At 61.9% G+C, this 16,051-nt stretch carries 15 protein-coding genes and 1 pseudogene; 12 read left to right on the top strand and 4 right to left on the bottom strand.

Annotated features, from left to right (window positions below; genetic code table 11):
- Positions 1 to 23: 23 nt before the first annotated feature.
- Entirely contained in the window at positions 24 to 395 is a 372-nt protein-coding gene (locus tag J2Y83_RS02500; protein WP_017849660.1) for a translation initiation factor Sui1, read from the bottom strand.
- 134 nt (positions 396 to 529) lie between these two features.
- Here J2Y83_RS02500 and J2Y83_RS02495 point away from each other — a divergent pair, with 134 nt between their 5' ends.
- A complete protein-coding gene (locus tag J2Y83_RS02495) occupies positions 530 to 730 on the top strand; it encodes a hypothetical protein (protein WP_253393204.1) in 201 nt (66 codons plus the stop codon).
- Here J2Y83_RS02495 and J2Y83_RS02490 read toward each other — a convergent pair.
- Both J2Y83_RS02490 and J2Y83_RS02485 read right to left on the bottom strand, forming a co-directional pair.
- Positions 719 to 1,255 (bottom strand): NUDIX hydrolase, encoded by a 537-nt coding sequence (locus J2Y83_RS02490; protein WP_247400113.1) that lies wholly within the window; start codon positions 1,253 to 1,255, stop codon positions 719 to 721. The genes J2Y83_RS02495 and J2Y83_RS02490 overlap by 12 nt on opposite strands.
- A gap of 2 nt (positions 1,256 to 1,257) precedes the next feature.
- On the bottom strand, positions 1,258 to 2,241 hold the full coding sequence (locus tag J2Y83_RS02485; RefSeq protein WP_373423813.1) for a DUF2333 family protein: 984 nt from the start codon (positions 2,239 to 2,241) through the stop codon (positions 1,258 to 1,260).
- Between the two features lie 398 nt (positions 2,242 to 2,639).
- Here J2Y83_RS02485 and J2Y83_RS02480 point away from each other — a divergent pair, with 398 nt between their 5' ends.
- The 10 genes from J2Y83_RS02480 to purH all read left to right on the top strand — a co-directional run bounded on the left by J2Y83_RS02480 (position 2,640) and on the right by purH (position 14,512).
- Positions 2,640 to 4,310 carry a GGDEF domain-containing response regulator gene (locus J2Y83_RS02480; protein ID WP_253393202.1) on the top strand — a complete coding sequence of 557 codons (1,671 nt, stop codon included), beginning with the start codon at positions 2,640 to 2,642 and terminating at the stop codon, positions 4,308 to 4,310.
- 53 nt (positions 4,311 to 4,363) lie between these two features.
- Positions 4,364 to 6,325: a methyl-accepting chemotaxis protein gene (locus J2Y83_RS02475; RefSeq protein WP_253393201.1), complete on the top strand. Its 1,962-nt coding sequence runs from the start codon at positions 4,364 to 4,366 to the stop codon at positions 6,323 to 6,325.
- Positions 6,326 to 6,621: 296 nt separating this feature from the next.
- A complete protein-coding gene (aroQ, locus tag J2Y83_RS02470) occupies positions 6,622 to 7,077 on the top strand; it encodes a type II 3-dehydroquinate dehydratase (protein WP_247408687.1) in 456 nt (151 codons plus the stop codon).
- 24 nt (positions 7,078 to 7,101) lie between these two features.
- Positions 7,102 to 7,557: an acetyl-CoA carboxylase biotin carboxyl carrier protein gene (gene accB, locus J2Y83_RS02465; RefSeq protein WP_253393200.1), complete on the top strand. Its 456-nt coding sequence runs from the start codon at positions 7,102 to 7,104 to the stop codon at positions 7,555 to 7,557.
- 17 nt (positions 7,558 to 7,574) lie between these two features.
- Positions 7,575 to 8,936 carry an acetyl-CoA carboxylase biotin carboxylase subunit gene (accC, locus tag J2Y83_RS02460; RefSeq protein ID WP_253393199.1) on the top strand — a complete coding sequence of 454 codons (1,362 nt, stop codon included), beginning with the start codon at positions 7,575 to 7,577 and terminating at the stop codon, positions 8,934 to 8,936.
- A 217-nt stretch (positions 8,937 to 9,153) separates the two neighbouring features.
- The gene (gene prmA / locus J2Y83_RS02455) at positions 9,154 to 10,032 is read left to right on the top strand and encodes a 50S ribosomal protein L11 methyltransferase (protein WP_247408069.1); all 879 of its coding nucleotides are present in this window, start codon (positions 9,154 to 9,156) and stop codon (positions 10,030 to 10,032) included.
- A 30-nt stretch (positions 10,033 to 10,062) separates the two neighbouring features.
- Complete coding sequence (locus J2Y83_RS02450; RefSeq protein WP_253393198.1) at positions 10,063 to 11,307, top strand: DUF3426 domain-containing protein; 1,245 nt, start codon at positions 10,063 to 10,065, stop codon at positions 11,305 to 11,307.
- Between the two features lie 185 nt (positions 11,308 to 11,492).
- On the top strand, positions 11,493 to 12,506 hold the full coding sequence (dusB, locus tag J2Y83_RS02445) for a tRNA dihydrouridine synthase DusB (RefSeq protein ID WP_253393197.1): 1,014 nt from the start codon (positions 11,493 to 11,495) through the stop codon (positions 12,504 to 12,506).
- Complete coding sequence (fis, locus tag J2Y83_RS02440; protein ID WP_043049474.1) at positions 12,503 to 12,823, top strand: DNA-binding transcriptional regulator Fis; 321 nt, start codon at positions 12,503 to 12,505, stop codon at positions 12,821 to 12,823. The genes dusB and fis overlap by 4 nt, the downstream gene beginning before the upstream one ends.
- Before the next feature lie 81 nt (positions 12,824 to 12,904).
- Positions 12,905 to 14,512, top strand: a complete 1,608-nt coding sequence (gene purH / locus J2Y83_RS02435) for a bifunctional phosphoribosylaminoimidazolecarboxamide formyltransferase/IMP cyclohydrolase (RefSeq protein ID WP_253393196.1) — start codon at positions 12,905 to 12,907, stop codon at positions 14,510 to 14,512.
- A 15-nt stretch (positions 14,513 to 14,527) separates the two neighbouring features.
- Here the strand turns inward: purH and J2Y83_RS02430 are convergent.
- Positions 14,528 to 14,641, bottom strand: a pseudogene (locus J2Y83_RS02430) (outer membrane lipoprotein carrier protein LolA); the annotation flags it as partial.
- Positions 14,642 to 14,662: 21 nt separating this feature from the next.
- Here J2Y83_RS02430 and purD point away from each other — a divergent pair.
- A complete protein-coding gene (gene purD / locus J2Y83_RS02425; RefSeq protein WP_253393195.1) occupies positions 14,663 to 15,955 on the top strand; it encodes a phosphoribosylamine--glycine ligase in 1,293 nt (430 codons plus the stop codon).
- The last annotated feature ends 96 nt before the right edge of the window (positions 15,956 to 16,051 follow it).

Raw genomic sequence — 16,051 nt, 5'->3', positions numbered from 1 at the left:
AGACACAGGTTGGGAAGAGGCTTTCAGCCGCCGGACTTCTTGGCCTTGTACCCGAGCTTGATCAGCTCGGCCAACAGCAACTCGACGTGATCGCCCTGGATCTCGATAACCCCGTCTTTCAACGCGCCACCGGTGCCACAGCGCTTTTTCAGCGTGGTAGCCAGTTCCTTCAAGGCGTCTTCGGCCAGAGGCACGCCGGTGATGGTGGTCACCGTTTTGCCGCCACGGCCTTTGCTCTCGCGTCGCACGCGGGCAATGCCGTCGCCTTCGGGGATCAGGGTTTGTTTGCAGGTACAGGCGTCCACGGGCTGACGACAGTCCGGGCAGTGTCGACCTGCGTCGGTGGAAAATACCAGGCCGCCGAGGGCGGCGAAGGATGCGGCTTTTTTGGCCACCGGCAATCCTCTTGTGAGGACAAAGACTGATCGGCACACGCTCAGGCGGTTGCCGACCGCGAAGCCCCACTCAGGCAGGGGCAGCGCTACCGCTCCCCCCATGTCATTGCCCCCGATTCCCTGTAGGAGCGAGCTTGCTCGCGAAGATCGCCAACGATGACGCGGGCATTCAGGATGCCCGCGGCGCGCTTGAGGTTTTCGCGAGCAAGCTCGCTCCTACAGGAATCAGGGGGTGGAACAAGGGTGGTTCGGGTGAAAAGTCGCGCAGTGTAACCACAAAAAGCTCACTTGCTAAGGGCCAAATCGCGCCAATTTATACAACTTTAGCGACGTGAGGCCAGATAGCGGCGCAAGCCCTCTTGCGCGTCCGGGCAGTAGGGCTTTTGTTCAGCTTCCTGTAGGACTATTTCAAGGGGTAAAAAGCGCGCTTCCATGACTTCTTCAGGCTGCAGGCTCAGCGCGCCATCCCACACGGCTGCGTAGGATTTGCACCAGAGCCGGCTGTCGCCATCCTCGAAGTAGAAATGGTCGTGTTCAACCAGCTCCACCCCACCGACGCCGAGTTCTTCTTCAAGCTCCCGGGCGGCCGAGTCGGCATAACTCTCGCCGTCCGCCACCATCCCGCCCGCGGCCGTGTCCCAGAATCCGGGGTACAGGGCTTTGCTCAGGGTGCGGCGATGCACGCACAGTTCACCTGCCGAGTTGAACAGGAAGATAAAGGTACAACGGCCGATCAGGCCGCGCTGGCGAAGGTCGGACCGGACCAGGGCGCCGAGCAGGTTGTCGTGCTCGTCGACCCAGCAGATCAGTTCCGCATCGGAGGCCGCACGGTGCGCGGCCTCCTTTTGAGTCACGTCCATCATCACCCTTGGTTAAGGAGCTGACGCAAGTCGATCACGGCCGCGTTGGCCCGGGAAATGTAGTTGGCCATCACCAACGAGTGGTTGGCCAGTATGCCAAAGCCGCTGCCGTTGAGGATCATCGGGCTCCAGACCGGCTCTTGCGAAGCCTCCAGCTCACGAATGATCTGGCGCACGCTGACCGTAGCGTTTTTCTTGGCCAGCACGTCGGCAAAGTCGACTTCGATAGCGCGCAACAGGTGGGACAAGGCCCAGGCCTGGCCACGGGCTTCGTAGAACACGTTGTCGATCTGCATCCATGGGGTTTCCACCACTTCTTCATCGAGCTGCGGCACTTCGCCCGGCGCCAGCGCTTCGGTTTTCAGCGAGGTGTTCAGCTTGACCCGGCCAACACTGGCCGACAGACGTTGCGACAACGAACCCAGGCGCGTGGCGACATCGCCCAGCCAGTTGTTGAGGTTGTCGGCGCGCGCATAGAACAGGGCGCCGCGCTGGTTCGGGTCGGACAGGCGCACTTCATAGCGATTCAGGGAGTTGATGCCTTCCTGGTACTCCGACTCGCTGGAAGGCAGCACCCAGCTTTTGTTGTCAAAGTTGAAACGCGGCTCAGCCTTGGCCAGGTCAGCGTCTTCCGCCGACTGCGACTGGGAACGGGCGAAATCCTTACGCAAGGCACGGGTCAGGTCGCGCACCTGCACCAGCACGCCGTATTCCCAGCTCGGCATGTTGTCCATCCACAGGCCCGGCGGGAAACGGTCGTTGGAAATATAGCCACCGGGCTTGTTCAGCAAGGTGCCGGCCACGGTCTTGAGGGTTTCCACGGTGGTGTAACCCAGCACCATCTGCTTGCCTTCCTTTTCGGCGGCAAGCTGGGCGTTCTGCTGGACCGGGAACAGCGCCGGCTCTTCGCTCCAGTACCAACCCAAAGCACCGGTGACCAACAGATACAAGCCGAGTACGCTGAGCACCGCTCGGCTCATCAGCATGCTACGCAAATAGCTGCGATTGGCCGACTTGGGTTCAGGGGCGGGGCCTTTGGCACTGCCTGCACGGTTTTTCCAGTCCAGCATGGCGATATCCTTTCAATCACTTGAGTTCATGCACTTCAAATCGACGGCGTGCGTTCAAACACTCCGACAGCAACCCTACCCCATCGTGCCCGTCAATGCGGGGCTTTTCATCGAACAGCCGTCATCCAATGGGCGTACCTGAGGGCATCCGACTATAAAGGATGCAGGTTTTTTTCGCTGTGCGACCAATGAGTCAATAACTGAATGCCAGGGATACGCAGTTAATTGACGTATGACACTCATCGAACCGAAAAGAGGTGCTAGCATAGAGCCATTAGTCGACCTCAGTACGCACCTTCACTAGTAGTCAGGATATGACCGAGCCAGAAGACCCCAGCCGTGAGCGTCTCAAGCAGCACTTTGCCCAGCGGGTAATTCATCAGGCACGTCAAATTCTTGAGATCTGGCAGCGCCTGCAGCGCAGCGAATGGTCCGACGCCGACTTCTCCGAACTCAGCGAAGCCAACCTGCGACTGCTGCGCTTCGCCGAACGCTTCGAACAGCCCGAACACGGCCAACTGGCGCAGCATATCGGTGAGTCGCTCAAAGCGGTGGACGCCAATCGCGGCCGCCTGAGTAGCCAACTGATCACCGAAATCAACCGCCTGATGCAACGCCTGTCCCGCACCGGCCTGCGCCAGGGCGACCAGCTCGAGCAAACCTTCCTGCCGCCGATGCGCAAGCCGATCTACGTGATGCTGGCCGATCACGATCGCGCAGAGCGCCTGGCCAAGCAACTGGAATTCTTTGGCTTGAGCGCCCACTCTCTGGACAGCGTGGAGGCATATCGTGTGGCGATGGCCGAGCGCCTGCCGTCGGCGATTGTGATGGACGTGGACTTCTGCGGCCCGGGCCTGGGCCTCCAACTGGCCGCCGAGGCCCAGGAAGGCCTGGAGCAAAAGCTGCCGCTGCTGTTTTTCAGCCTGCATGAAACCGACACCCCGACCCGCCTCGCCGCCGTGCGCGCCGGCGGCGAAGAATTCCTGACCGGCACGCTGGAAGCCTCGAGCCTGCTGGAAAAGATCGAAGTGCTGACCTGCGTTGCGCAGTACGACCCCTATAAAGTGCTGATCATCGATGACTCACGGGCGCAGGCGCTGCACACCGAGCGCCTGCTCAACAGTGCCGGCATCATCACCCGCACGCTGATCGAGCCGATCAAGGCTATGGCCGAGCTGGCGGATTTCCAGCCCGACCTGATCATCCTCGACATGTACATGCCCGCCTGTACCGGCACCGAACTGGCCAAGGTGATTCGTCACAACGACCGTTACGTCAGCGTGCCGATCATCTACCTGTCGGCCGAGGACGACCTGGATAAACAGCTGGACGCCATGAGCGAAGGCGGCGACGACTTCCTCACCAAGCCGATCAAGCCGCGCCACCTGATCACCACCGTGCGCAACCGCGCGGCCCGTGCGCGCAACCTCAAGGCGCGGATGGTGCGCGACAGCCTGACCGGCCTGTACAACCACACCCATATCCTGCAACTGCTCGAAGACTGCAGCTTCCGCGCACGCCGCGAGAACAAGCCGTTGAGCTTTGCGATGCTCGACATCGACCACTTCAAGCGGGTCAACGACAGCCACGGCCACCCCATGGGCGACCGGGTGATCAAGAGCCTGGCGTTGTTTCTCAAACAGCGCTTGCGCAAGACCGACTACATCGGCCGCTACGGCGGTGAAGAGTTTGCGATTGTGATGCCCGATACCGACCTGGAATCGGCCTGCAAGGTGCTGGATGAGATTCGTGGGCGCTTTGCCGAAATTCACTACCCGGCCCAACCGCATGACCTGTGGTGCACCTTCAGCGCCGGGCTGGTGGAGCTGTGCGACGACTCCGACAGCCTGATGATGGCCACCCTTGCGGACGAGGCGCTGTACCGCGCCAAGGATGCCGGACGCAATCGCGTTCAAGCCGCGCGCACATCAAAGCAAAGTGCCATCTTTTCACCGGAATCCAGTGATTCCGTCATAACTTTGTAATGGAAACGCAATAACTTCAGGCACTTAACTTTTGCTGTCGGTTGAAACCACGCATGCGCCTGAAGCTGCTGACCAATCTCAATACCCTCCTGCTGGTGGCCGTGTGCCTGGCACTCGGGGCGACGCTCTGGTGGTCGCAACGCGCGCTGGAGCGACCTTACTTGTTGATGGAACGCTACCTGGGGTTGTCGCAGACCTTCCAGAACCAGGCCGCACGCAATATCGACGACTACCTGGCCAGCGGCGACGCCCTGCGCTTGAGCAGCGCCAGCCAGAGCCTGGAAAGCCTGCTGCAGCACCTGGATGAATTGCCTGCCGACCTCGCACAAAGCCTGCGCCCCAGCCTGAAGGAACTCGATACCTTCAGCAAAACCGACCTGCTCGCCGCCGGCAAATTGGCCGGCGACCCGCAAGCGCTGCTGCTGCAAGCCGAGCGCGAATTGGGCGCGAACCTGGAGCAACTGAGCCAGTACGCCAGCGGGGTCAATTCGCCCGACGCGGCGCGCTACCTGCCGCCGCTGCTGGCGGCCTCGCAGCACCTGGGCAAGCTGTCCCTGGCCCGCGACAAGCTGGTGAGCAGCGGGCGGGCGGAACTGGCGGACGATGTGGAGCGCGAAGTCGCCAATATGCGTGGCCAGGCCGACCTGCTGGAGCAACTGCCCTTACTCGGGGTCAAGGCCAGCGCCGGCTCGAACACCGATGATTTTTCGGCACTGATGGGCCTGGAAAACAGCGAAAAAGCCGAAACACAAGACACCGGCGTCGACCTCAAGCGCGAACTCAACAGCCTGCTGACCCGCTACCCGGCCGAACTCAAGCGCACCCGCGAGCAAATCCAGCAGCGCGCCAACCTGGCCGCCGGCACCCAACTGAAAATCGCCGCCGTGCAACAGGCCATCGCAGGCCTGGAGCCGGTCGTGCGTGGGCAACACGCCGCGATCCAGGGCGAAGTGCGCCTGATGCAAGGGGTGATGATCGGTCTGATCCTGCTGATCGCGCTGCTGATCGATACTCTGCAACGGCGCCTGGCGCGGGTGCTGACCAACCTGGCACCGGCCCTGTCGACCTGGGCCGAAGGCGACTTCAGCCAGCCGATTGCCCTGGGCAAGACCAACCGCGAACTGCGCGACATCGAAGCCTCCCTCAACCGCCTGCGCGCCTATCTGGTGGACTTGGTGGGCACCATTCGCGGCAATGCCGAGGAAGTGGCGGGCAGCAGCCGCGCCCTGGCCGAGTTGAGCAGCGGCCTGCACGACGGCGCCGAGCGTCAGGCCGGGGACACCGCACAGATCCGCGACTCGCTGGGCGAACTGGAAGCAACCATCCAACAGGTGGCCGGCGACGCCAGCCAGGCCGCTGGCGCCAGCCGCAGCGCGGGCCAGGCGGTGGAACAAGGCCAGCGAGTGATCGGCCTGAGCCTGACCGGGCTGCATGCGCTGGTGGGCGAAGTACAGCAAAACGCACAGATGATCGAGAAACTCGCCGAAGAGTCCGCGACCATCGGCGGCGTGTTGACGGTGATTCGCTCGATCGCCGACCAGACCAACCTGCTGGCGCTCAACGCGGCCATTGAAGCCGCCCGCGCCGGGGAAGCCGGGCGTGGTTTCGCCGTGGTTGCCGACGAAGTGCGCTCCCTGGCCCAACGCACCGCAGGCGCCACCGCCGAAATCCAGGGCCTGATCGCCGGCCTGCAAACCGCTGCCCGCCAGTCGGTAGAAGGCATGCGCGCACAGGTCGAACACGCCGAAGCCACCGCCCAGCAAGCACAGGCGGCCGACGGTGCGCTGGATGAAATCGTCGGGGCAATACAGACCATTTCCGACACCGCCGTGCGTATCGCCGATGTGACCGCGCAGCAGAGTGGCGCGGTGAGTGAGATTCGCGATAACAGCGAACGGATTCATCAGCTAGGTGAGGACAACCTGCTGCGCATCGGCCAGGGCCGCAGCCAGGGTGAACACCTGTTGGTGCTGGGCGGCCAACTCAACACTGCCGTCCAGGCCTTCCGCGTCTGACCCGATCCAGCGCCATGCGAAGAACCAATGTGGGAGGGGGCTTGCCCCCGATAGCGGTGGATCAGTTGCAGATATTGAGACTGGCACACCGCTATCGGGGGCAAGCCCCCTCCCACATTTGACCTCCTGTGTTTTCAAAATCGTGTTGCCAATGACCAGACCGGGCGACTTGGTCACATACTTTGCGCAATCCTCGCTAATCGTGCTGCCTACTGCATAGAACTGGACAGTCATAAACGCTTTGCGGCATAGTCGCCGGGTTCTGCCGTACCCACATCAATAACAAGGAACAGCCGATGGCGACCTTACTGGTTCTTCACGGACCCAACCTGAACCTGCTCGGCACCCGCGAACCGGGCGTCTACGGGGCAGTGACCCTGGAACAGATCAACCTCGATCTGGAGCGACGGGCCCGTGAAGCCGGCCACCATCTGCTGTACCTGCAAAGCAATGCCGAGTACGAATTGATTGATCGCATCCACGCCGCGCGCGGCGAAGGCGTGGACTTTATCCTGATCAATCCCGCCGCTTTTACGCACACAAGTGTTGCATTACGTGACGCGCTGCTGGCGGTGAGCATCCCATTCATCGAAGTGCATTTGTCGAACGTGCACAAACGCGAACCTTTCCGCCATCACTCCTACTTCTCCGACGTAGCGGTAGGTGTGATCTGCGGCCTTGGCGCCAGCGGTTATCGACTGGCCCTGGAGGCCGCCCTGGAACACATTGAACAACCGGCCAAGCGCCCCTGACCGACCCTTGGGAGTTGATGATTCATGGATATCCGTAAAGTTAAGAAACTGATCGAACTGCTGGAAGAGTCCGGCATCGACGAGCTGGAAATCAAGGAAGGCGAAGAGTCCGTCCGGATCAGCCGTCACAGCAAGACCCCGGCCCAGCAGTTCTACGCGCCACAGATGCAAGCTCCGGCACCTGCTGCTCCGGCCGCCGCACCTGCTGCCGCAGCGCCTGCCGCCCCGGCCGCGCCTGTGCTGAATGGCTTCGTGGCCAAGTCGCCAATGGTCGGTACGTTCTACCGCACCCCGGCACCGGGTTCGCCAGCCTTCGTTGAAGTCGGCAAGACCGTGAAAGTGGGCGACACCATTTGCATCGTGGAAGCGATGAAAATGATGAACCACATCACGGCCGAAAAAGCCGGTGTCATCGAATCCATTCTGGTAGAAAACGGTCAGCCGGTTGAGTACGACCAGCCGCTGTTCACCATCGTTTGAACCGCGGAGCGCCTTCGATGTTGAAACCTGCGAAGAAACTGCAAAAAGTCCTGATCGCCAACCGCGGCGAGATCGCGCTGCGTATCCTGCGCGCCTGTAAGGAAGAGGGCATCAAGACCGTCGCTGTTTACTCGACGGCCGATACCGAACTGATGCACGTGAAACTGGCGGACGAAAGCATCTGCATCGGCCCGCCACTGGCCACGAACTCGTACCTGAAAGTCTCGAACATCATCGCCGCCGCAGAAGTGACCGGCGCTGATGGCATTCACCCAGGCTACGGCTTCCTCGCGGAAAACGCCGATTTCGCCGAACAGGTGGAAAAATCCGGGTTTGCCTTCATCGGCCCGAAAGCCGAGACCATTCGCCTGATGGGCGACAAGGTCTCGGCCAAGGACGCCATGATCGAAGCCGGCGTGCCGACCGTTCCAGGCTCCGACGGCCCGCTGCCTGAAGACGAGACAACCGCTCTGCGCATTGGTCGCGAAGTCGGTTACCCGGTGATCATCAAGGCCGCAGGCGGCGGCGGTGGTCGCGGCATGCGCGTGGTGCATAAAGAAGAAGACCTGATCGAAGCCGCCAGGCAGACTCGCTCCGAAGCGGCTGCCTGGTTCGGCAACCCGATGGTCTACCTGGAAAAGTACCTGACCAACCCACGTCACGTGGAAGTGCAGGTGCTGTCCGACGGCCAGGGCCACGCCATCCACCTCGGCGACCGCGATTGCTCGCTGCAACGTCGTCACCAGAAGGTATTGGAAGAAGCACCGGCACCGGGCCTCGACGAGAAAGCCCGCCAGGAAGTGCTGGCGCGTTGTGTCAAGGCCTGCATCGACATCAACTACCGTGGCGCCGGGACCTTCGAGTTCCTCTACGAGAACGGTCGTTTCTACTTCATCGAGATGAACACTCGCGTGCAGGTAGAGCACCCGGTTTCGGAGATGGTCACCGGTATCGATATCGTCAAGGAGATGCTGAGCATCGCCGCCGGTAACGAGCTGTCCTTCACCCAGGACGACGTGAAGATCCACGGCCACTCCCTGGAGTGCCGGATCAACGCCGAAGACCCGAAAACCTTTATCCCGAGTCCAGGCCTGGTCAAGCATTTCCATGCTCCGGGCGGCAACGGCGTTCGCGTCGATTCGCACCTGTACAGCGGCTACAAGGTTCCGTCCAACTACGACTCGCTGATCGGCAAGCTGATCACCTGGGGCGCCACCCGCGACGAGGCCATGGCCCGCATGCGTAACGCCCTGGACGAAATCGTGGTCGACGGCATCAAGACCAACATCCCGCTGCATCGGGATCTGGTCCGCGATGAAGGCTTCTGCGAAGGTGGTGTGAACATTCACTATCTGGAACACAAACTGGCCAACCAGTAAGTGCTCCACCCAACCAAGCCGCCTTCGGGCGGCTTGGTTGTTTGTGGCCCCTCCATTTTGAAGATGTACGCCGACCAAATGTGGGAGGGGGCTTGCCCCCTCCCACATTTGGTCGGCGCACTGTCAGTACAGTCGTCTTCTTCTCCACGCTCGCGTAAACTTGCGCGCTTTCGCAGCCCCTCCCCGCTGCACACTCATTTTTTCAAAGGTGCCCGCCATGCCTTGGCTGCAAGTCCGTCTCGCCATCAGCCCAGAACAAGCCGAAACCTACGAAGACGCTTTCCTTGAAGTGGGCGCCGTCTCGGTGACCTTCATGGACGCCGAAGACCAGCCGATCTTCGAGCCGGAACTCAACACCACCCCGCTGTGGTCCCACACCCACTTGCTGGCCCTGTTCGAAGACGGCACCGATGCCGCCAGCGTCCTGGCCCATATGGAACTGCTCACCGGCGCCCCGCTGCCCGAGCACCACAGCGAAATCATCGAAGACCAGGACTGGGAACGCAGCTGGATGGACAATTTCCAGCCGATGCGTTTCGGCCAGCGCCTGTGGATCGTCCCGAGCTGGCATGCCGCGCCTGAACCAGAGGCGGTCAACCTGCTGCTGGACCCGGGTCTGGCGTTTGGCACCGGCACGCACCCGACCACCGCGCTGTGCCTAGAATGGCTGGACGGCCAGGACCTGAACGATTGCAACGTGCTGGACTTCGGCTGCGGCTCGGGGATCCTGGCGATTGCCGCCCTGTTGTTGGGCGCCAAGGAAGCCGTCGGCACCGATATCGACGTACAAGCCCTGGAAGCCTCCCGCGATAACGCCGGGCGCAACCACATTGCTGAAAGCAAATTCCCACTGTACCTGCCGGAGCAATTGCCCCAGGTGCAGGCCGATGTGCTGGTGGCCAATATCCTCGCCGGTCCGCTGGTGGCCCTGGCGCCGCAGTTGTCGAGCCTGGTCAAGCCGGGTGGCCGCCTGGCACTGTCGGGCATCCTCGCCGAACAGGGTGACGACGTTGCCGCCGCCTATGCCCAGGATTTCGAGCTCGACCCGATCGCCAATCGTGATGGCTGGGTACGCATCAGCGGGCGTCGGCGCTAGAATGAGCGCTTGCCTGAATCGGATGGCCGCATGACCGACAGTTTCGTCACCCAGTGCCCACATTGCCAAACGCGCTTTCGCGTCAGCCACGCTCAGTTGAACGTGGCACGCGGCGTCGTGCGCTGCGGCTCGTGCCTGCAAGTGTTCAACGCCGCGCGCCAGTTGCTGGAGCAGCGCGCCCACGCGCAAGCGCAGAAGCCTGAACAGCCGGCCACAGCGGAACACGCCGCCGAGACGCCCCGGGCAATCAGCCAGAAGCAGTGGACAGCCCAAGAGCTGGACCTGGACAACCTGGACCTGGACGAAGAACTGGCCAAGCTGGAACGCCGCGAGATTCAGCACACCCAGCCGCAGGGTGCGGAACGCCGTCAAGGCGCCGACCGGCGCAAAAAGGAAGAAGCCCTCAGCGCCAGCCGCGACACGATCAAGGCCGAGGAAGAAAAATGGGCCGCCAGCCTGTTCAGCGAACCGCCTGAAGAACGCGCCAAGGCGCCCGAAGACGAACCTGAACCGGCAAATCCCTCTGCGACCAAACAGCGCACCGAGCCGTCGATGTCTCTCGGTACCGACGACATCGACGATGAACCACCACTGCGCGCCACGCCCGCCAATGAGGACGAGCAACCCGACCCGCCCGTGAGCGCTGTCAGCGACGAAGCCGACGAACCGGAACCCGACGAGCGCCCCCTGTCCGGCCGCAAGCGCTCGCGCACCGCCGCCAGCGCCCACGACGACCTGTTGCAGGACCTCGAAGATGACCCGCTGCACTTGTACTCGGGCAAACGCCCGTCGAGCTGGGGCCGCCGCCTGATCTGGCTGCTGCTGGTGCTGATCGCCGCCGCCGGCCTCGCTGGCCAGTACATTGCCTACCAGTTCGACGACCTGGCGCGCCAGGACGCCTATCGCCCGTGGTTCCAGCAACTGTGCCCGACACTGGGCTGCACGGTGCCATCACGGGTCGATATCGCGCACATCAAGAGCAGCAACCTGGTGGTGCGCAGCCACCCGGAATTCGCCGGCGCGCTGGTAGTGGATGCCATCATCTATAACCGTGCGACGTTCTCCCAGCCGTTCCCGCTGCTGGAGTTGCGGTTTGCCGACCTGAACGGCAGCCTGATCGCCAGTCGTCGCTTCAAGCCCGCCGAGTACCTGAGCGGTGAGCTGGCCGGGGTCAGCGAAATGCCGTCGCAGACGCCGATCCATATCTCGCTGGACATCCTCGACCCCGGCAACAAAGCCGTGAATTACAGCCTGAGCTTCCATTCGCCTGAGTGAATCGGCTCGGTCACCGAGGTTTGACGGCAGATTATTGACCGGACCGCCGGCAACCAAACCAGCGGCGATAAAGAAATAACTGTTCAGATTTTATCCAATTCAGCCTTTATCCAGTCATCGAGAGCGGGTATCATGCCAACCCTTTTTCGAACTCTAATGATCCGGCCCCACAACAGGGAAGTCCTATGTCGGCGGTACGCATCGGCCCATACACATTGCACAATGGCTTGATTCTCGCCCCAATGGCGGGGGTCACCGACCAGCCCTTTCGTCAGCTGTGCAAGCGTTTGGGCGCGGGTCTAGTAGTCTCGGAAATGGTCACCAGCGACATGAGCTTGTGGAACACCCGCAAATCGCGGCTGCGCATGATCCACGAAGGTGATCCCGAGCCCCGCTCGGTGCAGATCGCCGGTGGCGATGCACAGATGCTGGCGCAGGCGGCCCGGGCCAACGTGGAGCTGGGCGCGCAGATCATTGATATCAACATGGGCTGCCCGGCCAAGAAGGTCTGTAACAAGGCCGCCGGTTCCGCGCTGCTGAAGGATGAACAGTTGGTCACCGAGATCCTGCAGGCCGTTGTCGCCGCAGTGAATGTACCGGTCACCCTGAAGATTCGTACCGGTTGGGACCGGGACAACAAGAATGGCCTGACGGTGGCGAAGATCGCCGAACAGGCGGGTATTTCAGCGCTGGCGGTGCATGGCCGCACCCGCGCCGATCTTTACACCGGTGAAGCCGAGTACGACACCATTGCCGCGATCAAGCAGGCTGTGTCGATGCCGGTATTTGCCAATGGCGATATCGACTCAGCCGAGAAAGCCCGGCGCGTACTGCACGCGACCGGCGCCGATGGCCTGTTGATTGGCCGGGCCGCCCAGGGGCGGCCGTGGATTTTTCGTGAAATCGAGCATTTTCTGCGTACCGGCGAGCTCCTGCCGGCACCGGGGTTGATCGAGGTGGAACGTATTCTGCTAGAGCATCTGGCCGCCCTGCACGCCTTCTATGGAGACGTGATGGGAGTACGTATTGCTCGCAAGCATGTCGGCTGGTATCTCGCAACCCTGCCGGGCGCCAGGGAGTTTCGCGCCCAGTTCAATCGTTTGGATGATACGCAAGCACAGGTCGCCACCGTTCGAGAGTACTTCAGCGAGCGTGACAAGAGCCTGGTGACAGGGGACGGAGAAGGGGTGGCCGCATGACGACGATGACCGAGACTTTAGTGAGTGGAACAACACCCGTGAGCGACAACGTCAATTTGAAACAGCACCTCAACACGCCGAGCGAAGAAGGCCAGACCCTTCGCGGGAGTGTCGAGAAGGCGCTGCACAATTATTTCGCCCACCTTGAGGGCGCTTCCGTCACGGACGTGTACAACCTCGTGCTCTCCGAAGTCGAGGCGCCCTTGCTCGAAAGCGTGATGAACTACGTCAAGGGTAACCAGACCAAAGCCAGTGAACTGCTGGGTCTGAACCGTGGCACCTTGCGCAAAAAGCTCAAACAATACGATTTGCTGTAAGCATTCAATCCGACCAGAAAGGCGCCCGCGTAAAACCGGTCGCCTTTTTTGCTGACTCCTTTGCTTTTGATGGAAATTGAAATGACCGACCAGACCACCCGCCTGCCGATCCGCCGCGCCTTGATCAGTGTCTCCGACAAGACCGGGGTTCTCGAATTTGCCCGGGGGCTGGAAGCCCTGGGTGTGGAAATCCTCTCCACGGGCGGGACCTTCAAACTGCTGCGAGACAACGGCGTGGCCGCAGTAGAAGTCGCGGACTACACCGGTTTCGCAGAAATGATGGACGGTCGGGTCAAGACCCTGCACCCGAAAATCCACGGTGGCATCCTCGGCCGTCGCGGCATCGACGACGCCATCATGAACGAGCACGGCATCAAGCCGATCGATCTGGTGGCGGTGAACCTCTACCCGTTCGAAGCCACCATCAACAAGCCGGGCTGCGACCTGCCGACCGCCATCGAAAACATCGATATCGGCGGCCCGACCATGGTTCGCTCGGCCGCCAAGAACCACAAAGACGTGGCCATCGTGGTCAACGCCAGCGACTACGCCCAGGTGCTTGAAAGCCTGCAAGCCGGTGGCCTGACCTACGCCCAGCGTTTCGACCTGATGCTCAAGGCGTTCGAACACACCGCCGCCTATGACGGCATGATCGCCAACTACATGGGCACCGTGAACCAGGCCGCCGAGCCCCTCAGCACAGAAGGCCGCAGCCAGTTCCCACGGACCTTCAACAGCCAGTTCATCAAGGCCCAGGAAATGCGCTACGGCGAGAACCCGCACCAGAGTGCGGCGTTCTACGTGGAAGCCAAGCCGGCCGAAGTGGGCATCGCCACCGCGACCCAACTGCAAGGCAAAGAACTGTCCTACAACAACGTGGCCGATACCGACGCCGCGCTGGAATGCGTGAAGAGCTTCGTCAAGCCAGCCTGCGTGATCGTCAAACACGCCAACCCATGCGGCGTGGCCGTGAGCCCGGACGCTGAAGGCGGTATCCGCCAGGCCTACGAACTGGCCTACGCCACCGACACCGAATCGGCCTTCGGCGGCATCATCGCCTTCAACCGCGAACTCGACGCCGAGACCGCCAAGGCCATCGTCGAGCGTCAGTTCGTCGAAGTGATTATCGCCCCGTCCGTCAGCGAAGAAGCCCGCGCCATCGTCGCCGCCAAAGCCAACGTGCGCCTGCTGGCCTGCGGTGAGTGGTCGGCTGAACGTGCCGCTGCCTGGGACTACAAGCGCGTCAACGGCGGCCTGCTGGTGCAAAGCCGCGACATCGGCATGATCAGCAGCGCCGATCTGAAAGTGGTGACCAAGCGCGCCCCGACCGAGCAGGAAATCAACGACCTGATCTTCGCCTGGAAAGTGGCCAAGTACGTTAAGTCCAACGCCATCGTCTACGCCAAAAACCGCCAAACCATCGGTGTCGGCGCCGGCCAGATGAGCCGCGTAAACTCGGCGCGTATCGCCGCGATCAAGGCTGAACACGCCGGTCTGCAGGTTGCGGGCTCGGTGATGGCGTCCGATGCGTTCTTCCCGTTCCGCGACGGCCTGGACAACGCGGCCAAGGCCGGCGTCACTGCGGTGATCCAGCCAGGCGGCTCGATGCGTGATGCCGAAGTGATTGCTGCTGCTGACGAAGCCGGCATCGCCATGGTCTTCACCGGCATGCGCCACTTCCGTCACTAAACAGCACCGCTTCCCGACTGTAGGAGCGAGCTTGCTCGCGAAAAACTCAAAAACGCCACGAGGTGTCAGGTTTCCCTCGTTATCGTTGACGACCTTCGCGAGCAAGCTCGCTCCTACAGGAAAGCACAGCGTTTCTCAGAGGTTTTTGAAATGAATGTTTTGATCATTGGCAGCGGTGGCCGTGAACACGCCCTGGCCTGGAAAGTTGCCCAGGACCCACGTGTCCAGAAAGTCTTCGTCGCCCCCGGCAACGCCGGCACCGCCATTGAAGCCAAGTGCGAAAACGTCGCCATCGACGTGCTGGCGCTGGAGCAACTGGCGGATTTCGCCGAGAAAAACGTTTCCCTGACCATCGTCGGTCCGGAAGTGCCGCTGGTTGCCGGCGTCGTCGACCTGTTCCGCAGCCGCGGCCTGGATTGCTTCGGCCCGACCGCCGGCGCGGCCCAACTGGAAGGTTCCAAAGCGTTCACCAAGGATTTCCTGGCGCGCCACAAGATCCCGACCGCCGACTACCAGAACTTCACCGAGATCGAGCCGGCCCTGGCTTATCTGCGTGAAAAAGGCGCACCGATCGTGATCAAGGCCGACGGCCTGGCTGCGGGCAAAGGCGTGATCGTCGCCATGACCCTGCCGGAAGCCGAAGACGCCGTGCGCGATATGCTCGCCGGCAACGCCTTCGGTGAAGCCGGTTCGCGCGTGGTCATCGAAGAGTTCCTCGACGGCGAAGAAGCCAGCTTTATCGTGATGGTCGACGGCAAGAACGTCCTGCCGATGGCCACCAGCCAGGACCACAAGCGCGTCGGCGACGGCGACAGCGGCCCGAACACTGGCGGCATGGGGGCTTACTCCCCCGCCCCGGTGGTCACCAGCGAAGTGCACAAACGCGTAATGGACCTGGTGATCTGGCCAACCGTGCGTGGCATGGCCGACGAAGGCAACGTGTACACCGGTTTCCTCTATGCCGGTCTGATGATCGACAAGGCCGGTAACCCGAAAGTCATCGAGTTCAACTGCCGCTTCGGCGACCCGGAAACCCAACCGGTGATGCTGCGTCTGCAATCGAGCCTGGTGCTGCTGGTGGAAGCTGCACTGGCCCAGGCCCTGGACAAGGTTGAAGCGCAGTGGGACCCACGTCCGAGCGTCGGCATTGTGCTGGCGGCCGGTGGTTACCCTGCCGACTACGCCAAGGGCGATGTGATTGAAGGCCTGGACGCGGCGGCGACGCTGGAAGGCAAGGTGTTCCATGCGGGCACCGCGCTCCACGACGGCAAGGTCGTAACCGCCGGTGGCCGCGTGCTGTGTGCCACGGCGATGGGCGCCAGTGTCGACGCCGCGCAGCAACAGGCCTACAAGCTGGCCGCGAAAATCAGCTGGAAAGGCTGCTTCTACCGCAAAGACATCGGCTATCGCGCGATTGCCCGTGAACGTGGCGAGACGCATTAAGTCGCTATCCGTTCGGTTAGGTAAGGGCCTCTGGCCCTTGCCGTACTCGTGTGACCCCGCGCATAGTTAACCCGTGCATCAACCTACGAAGGGATT

It is taken from the genome of Pseudomonas marginalis, from assembly GCF_024169655.1.
Classification (GTDB): Bacteria; Pseudomonadota; Gammaproteobacteria; order Pseudomonadales; family Pseudomonadaceae; genus Aquipseudomonas; species Aquipseudomonas paraveronii.
Note: the sequence above shows the minus strand (reverse complement) of the source record. Positions and strands in the feature narration are given on the sequence as shown.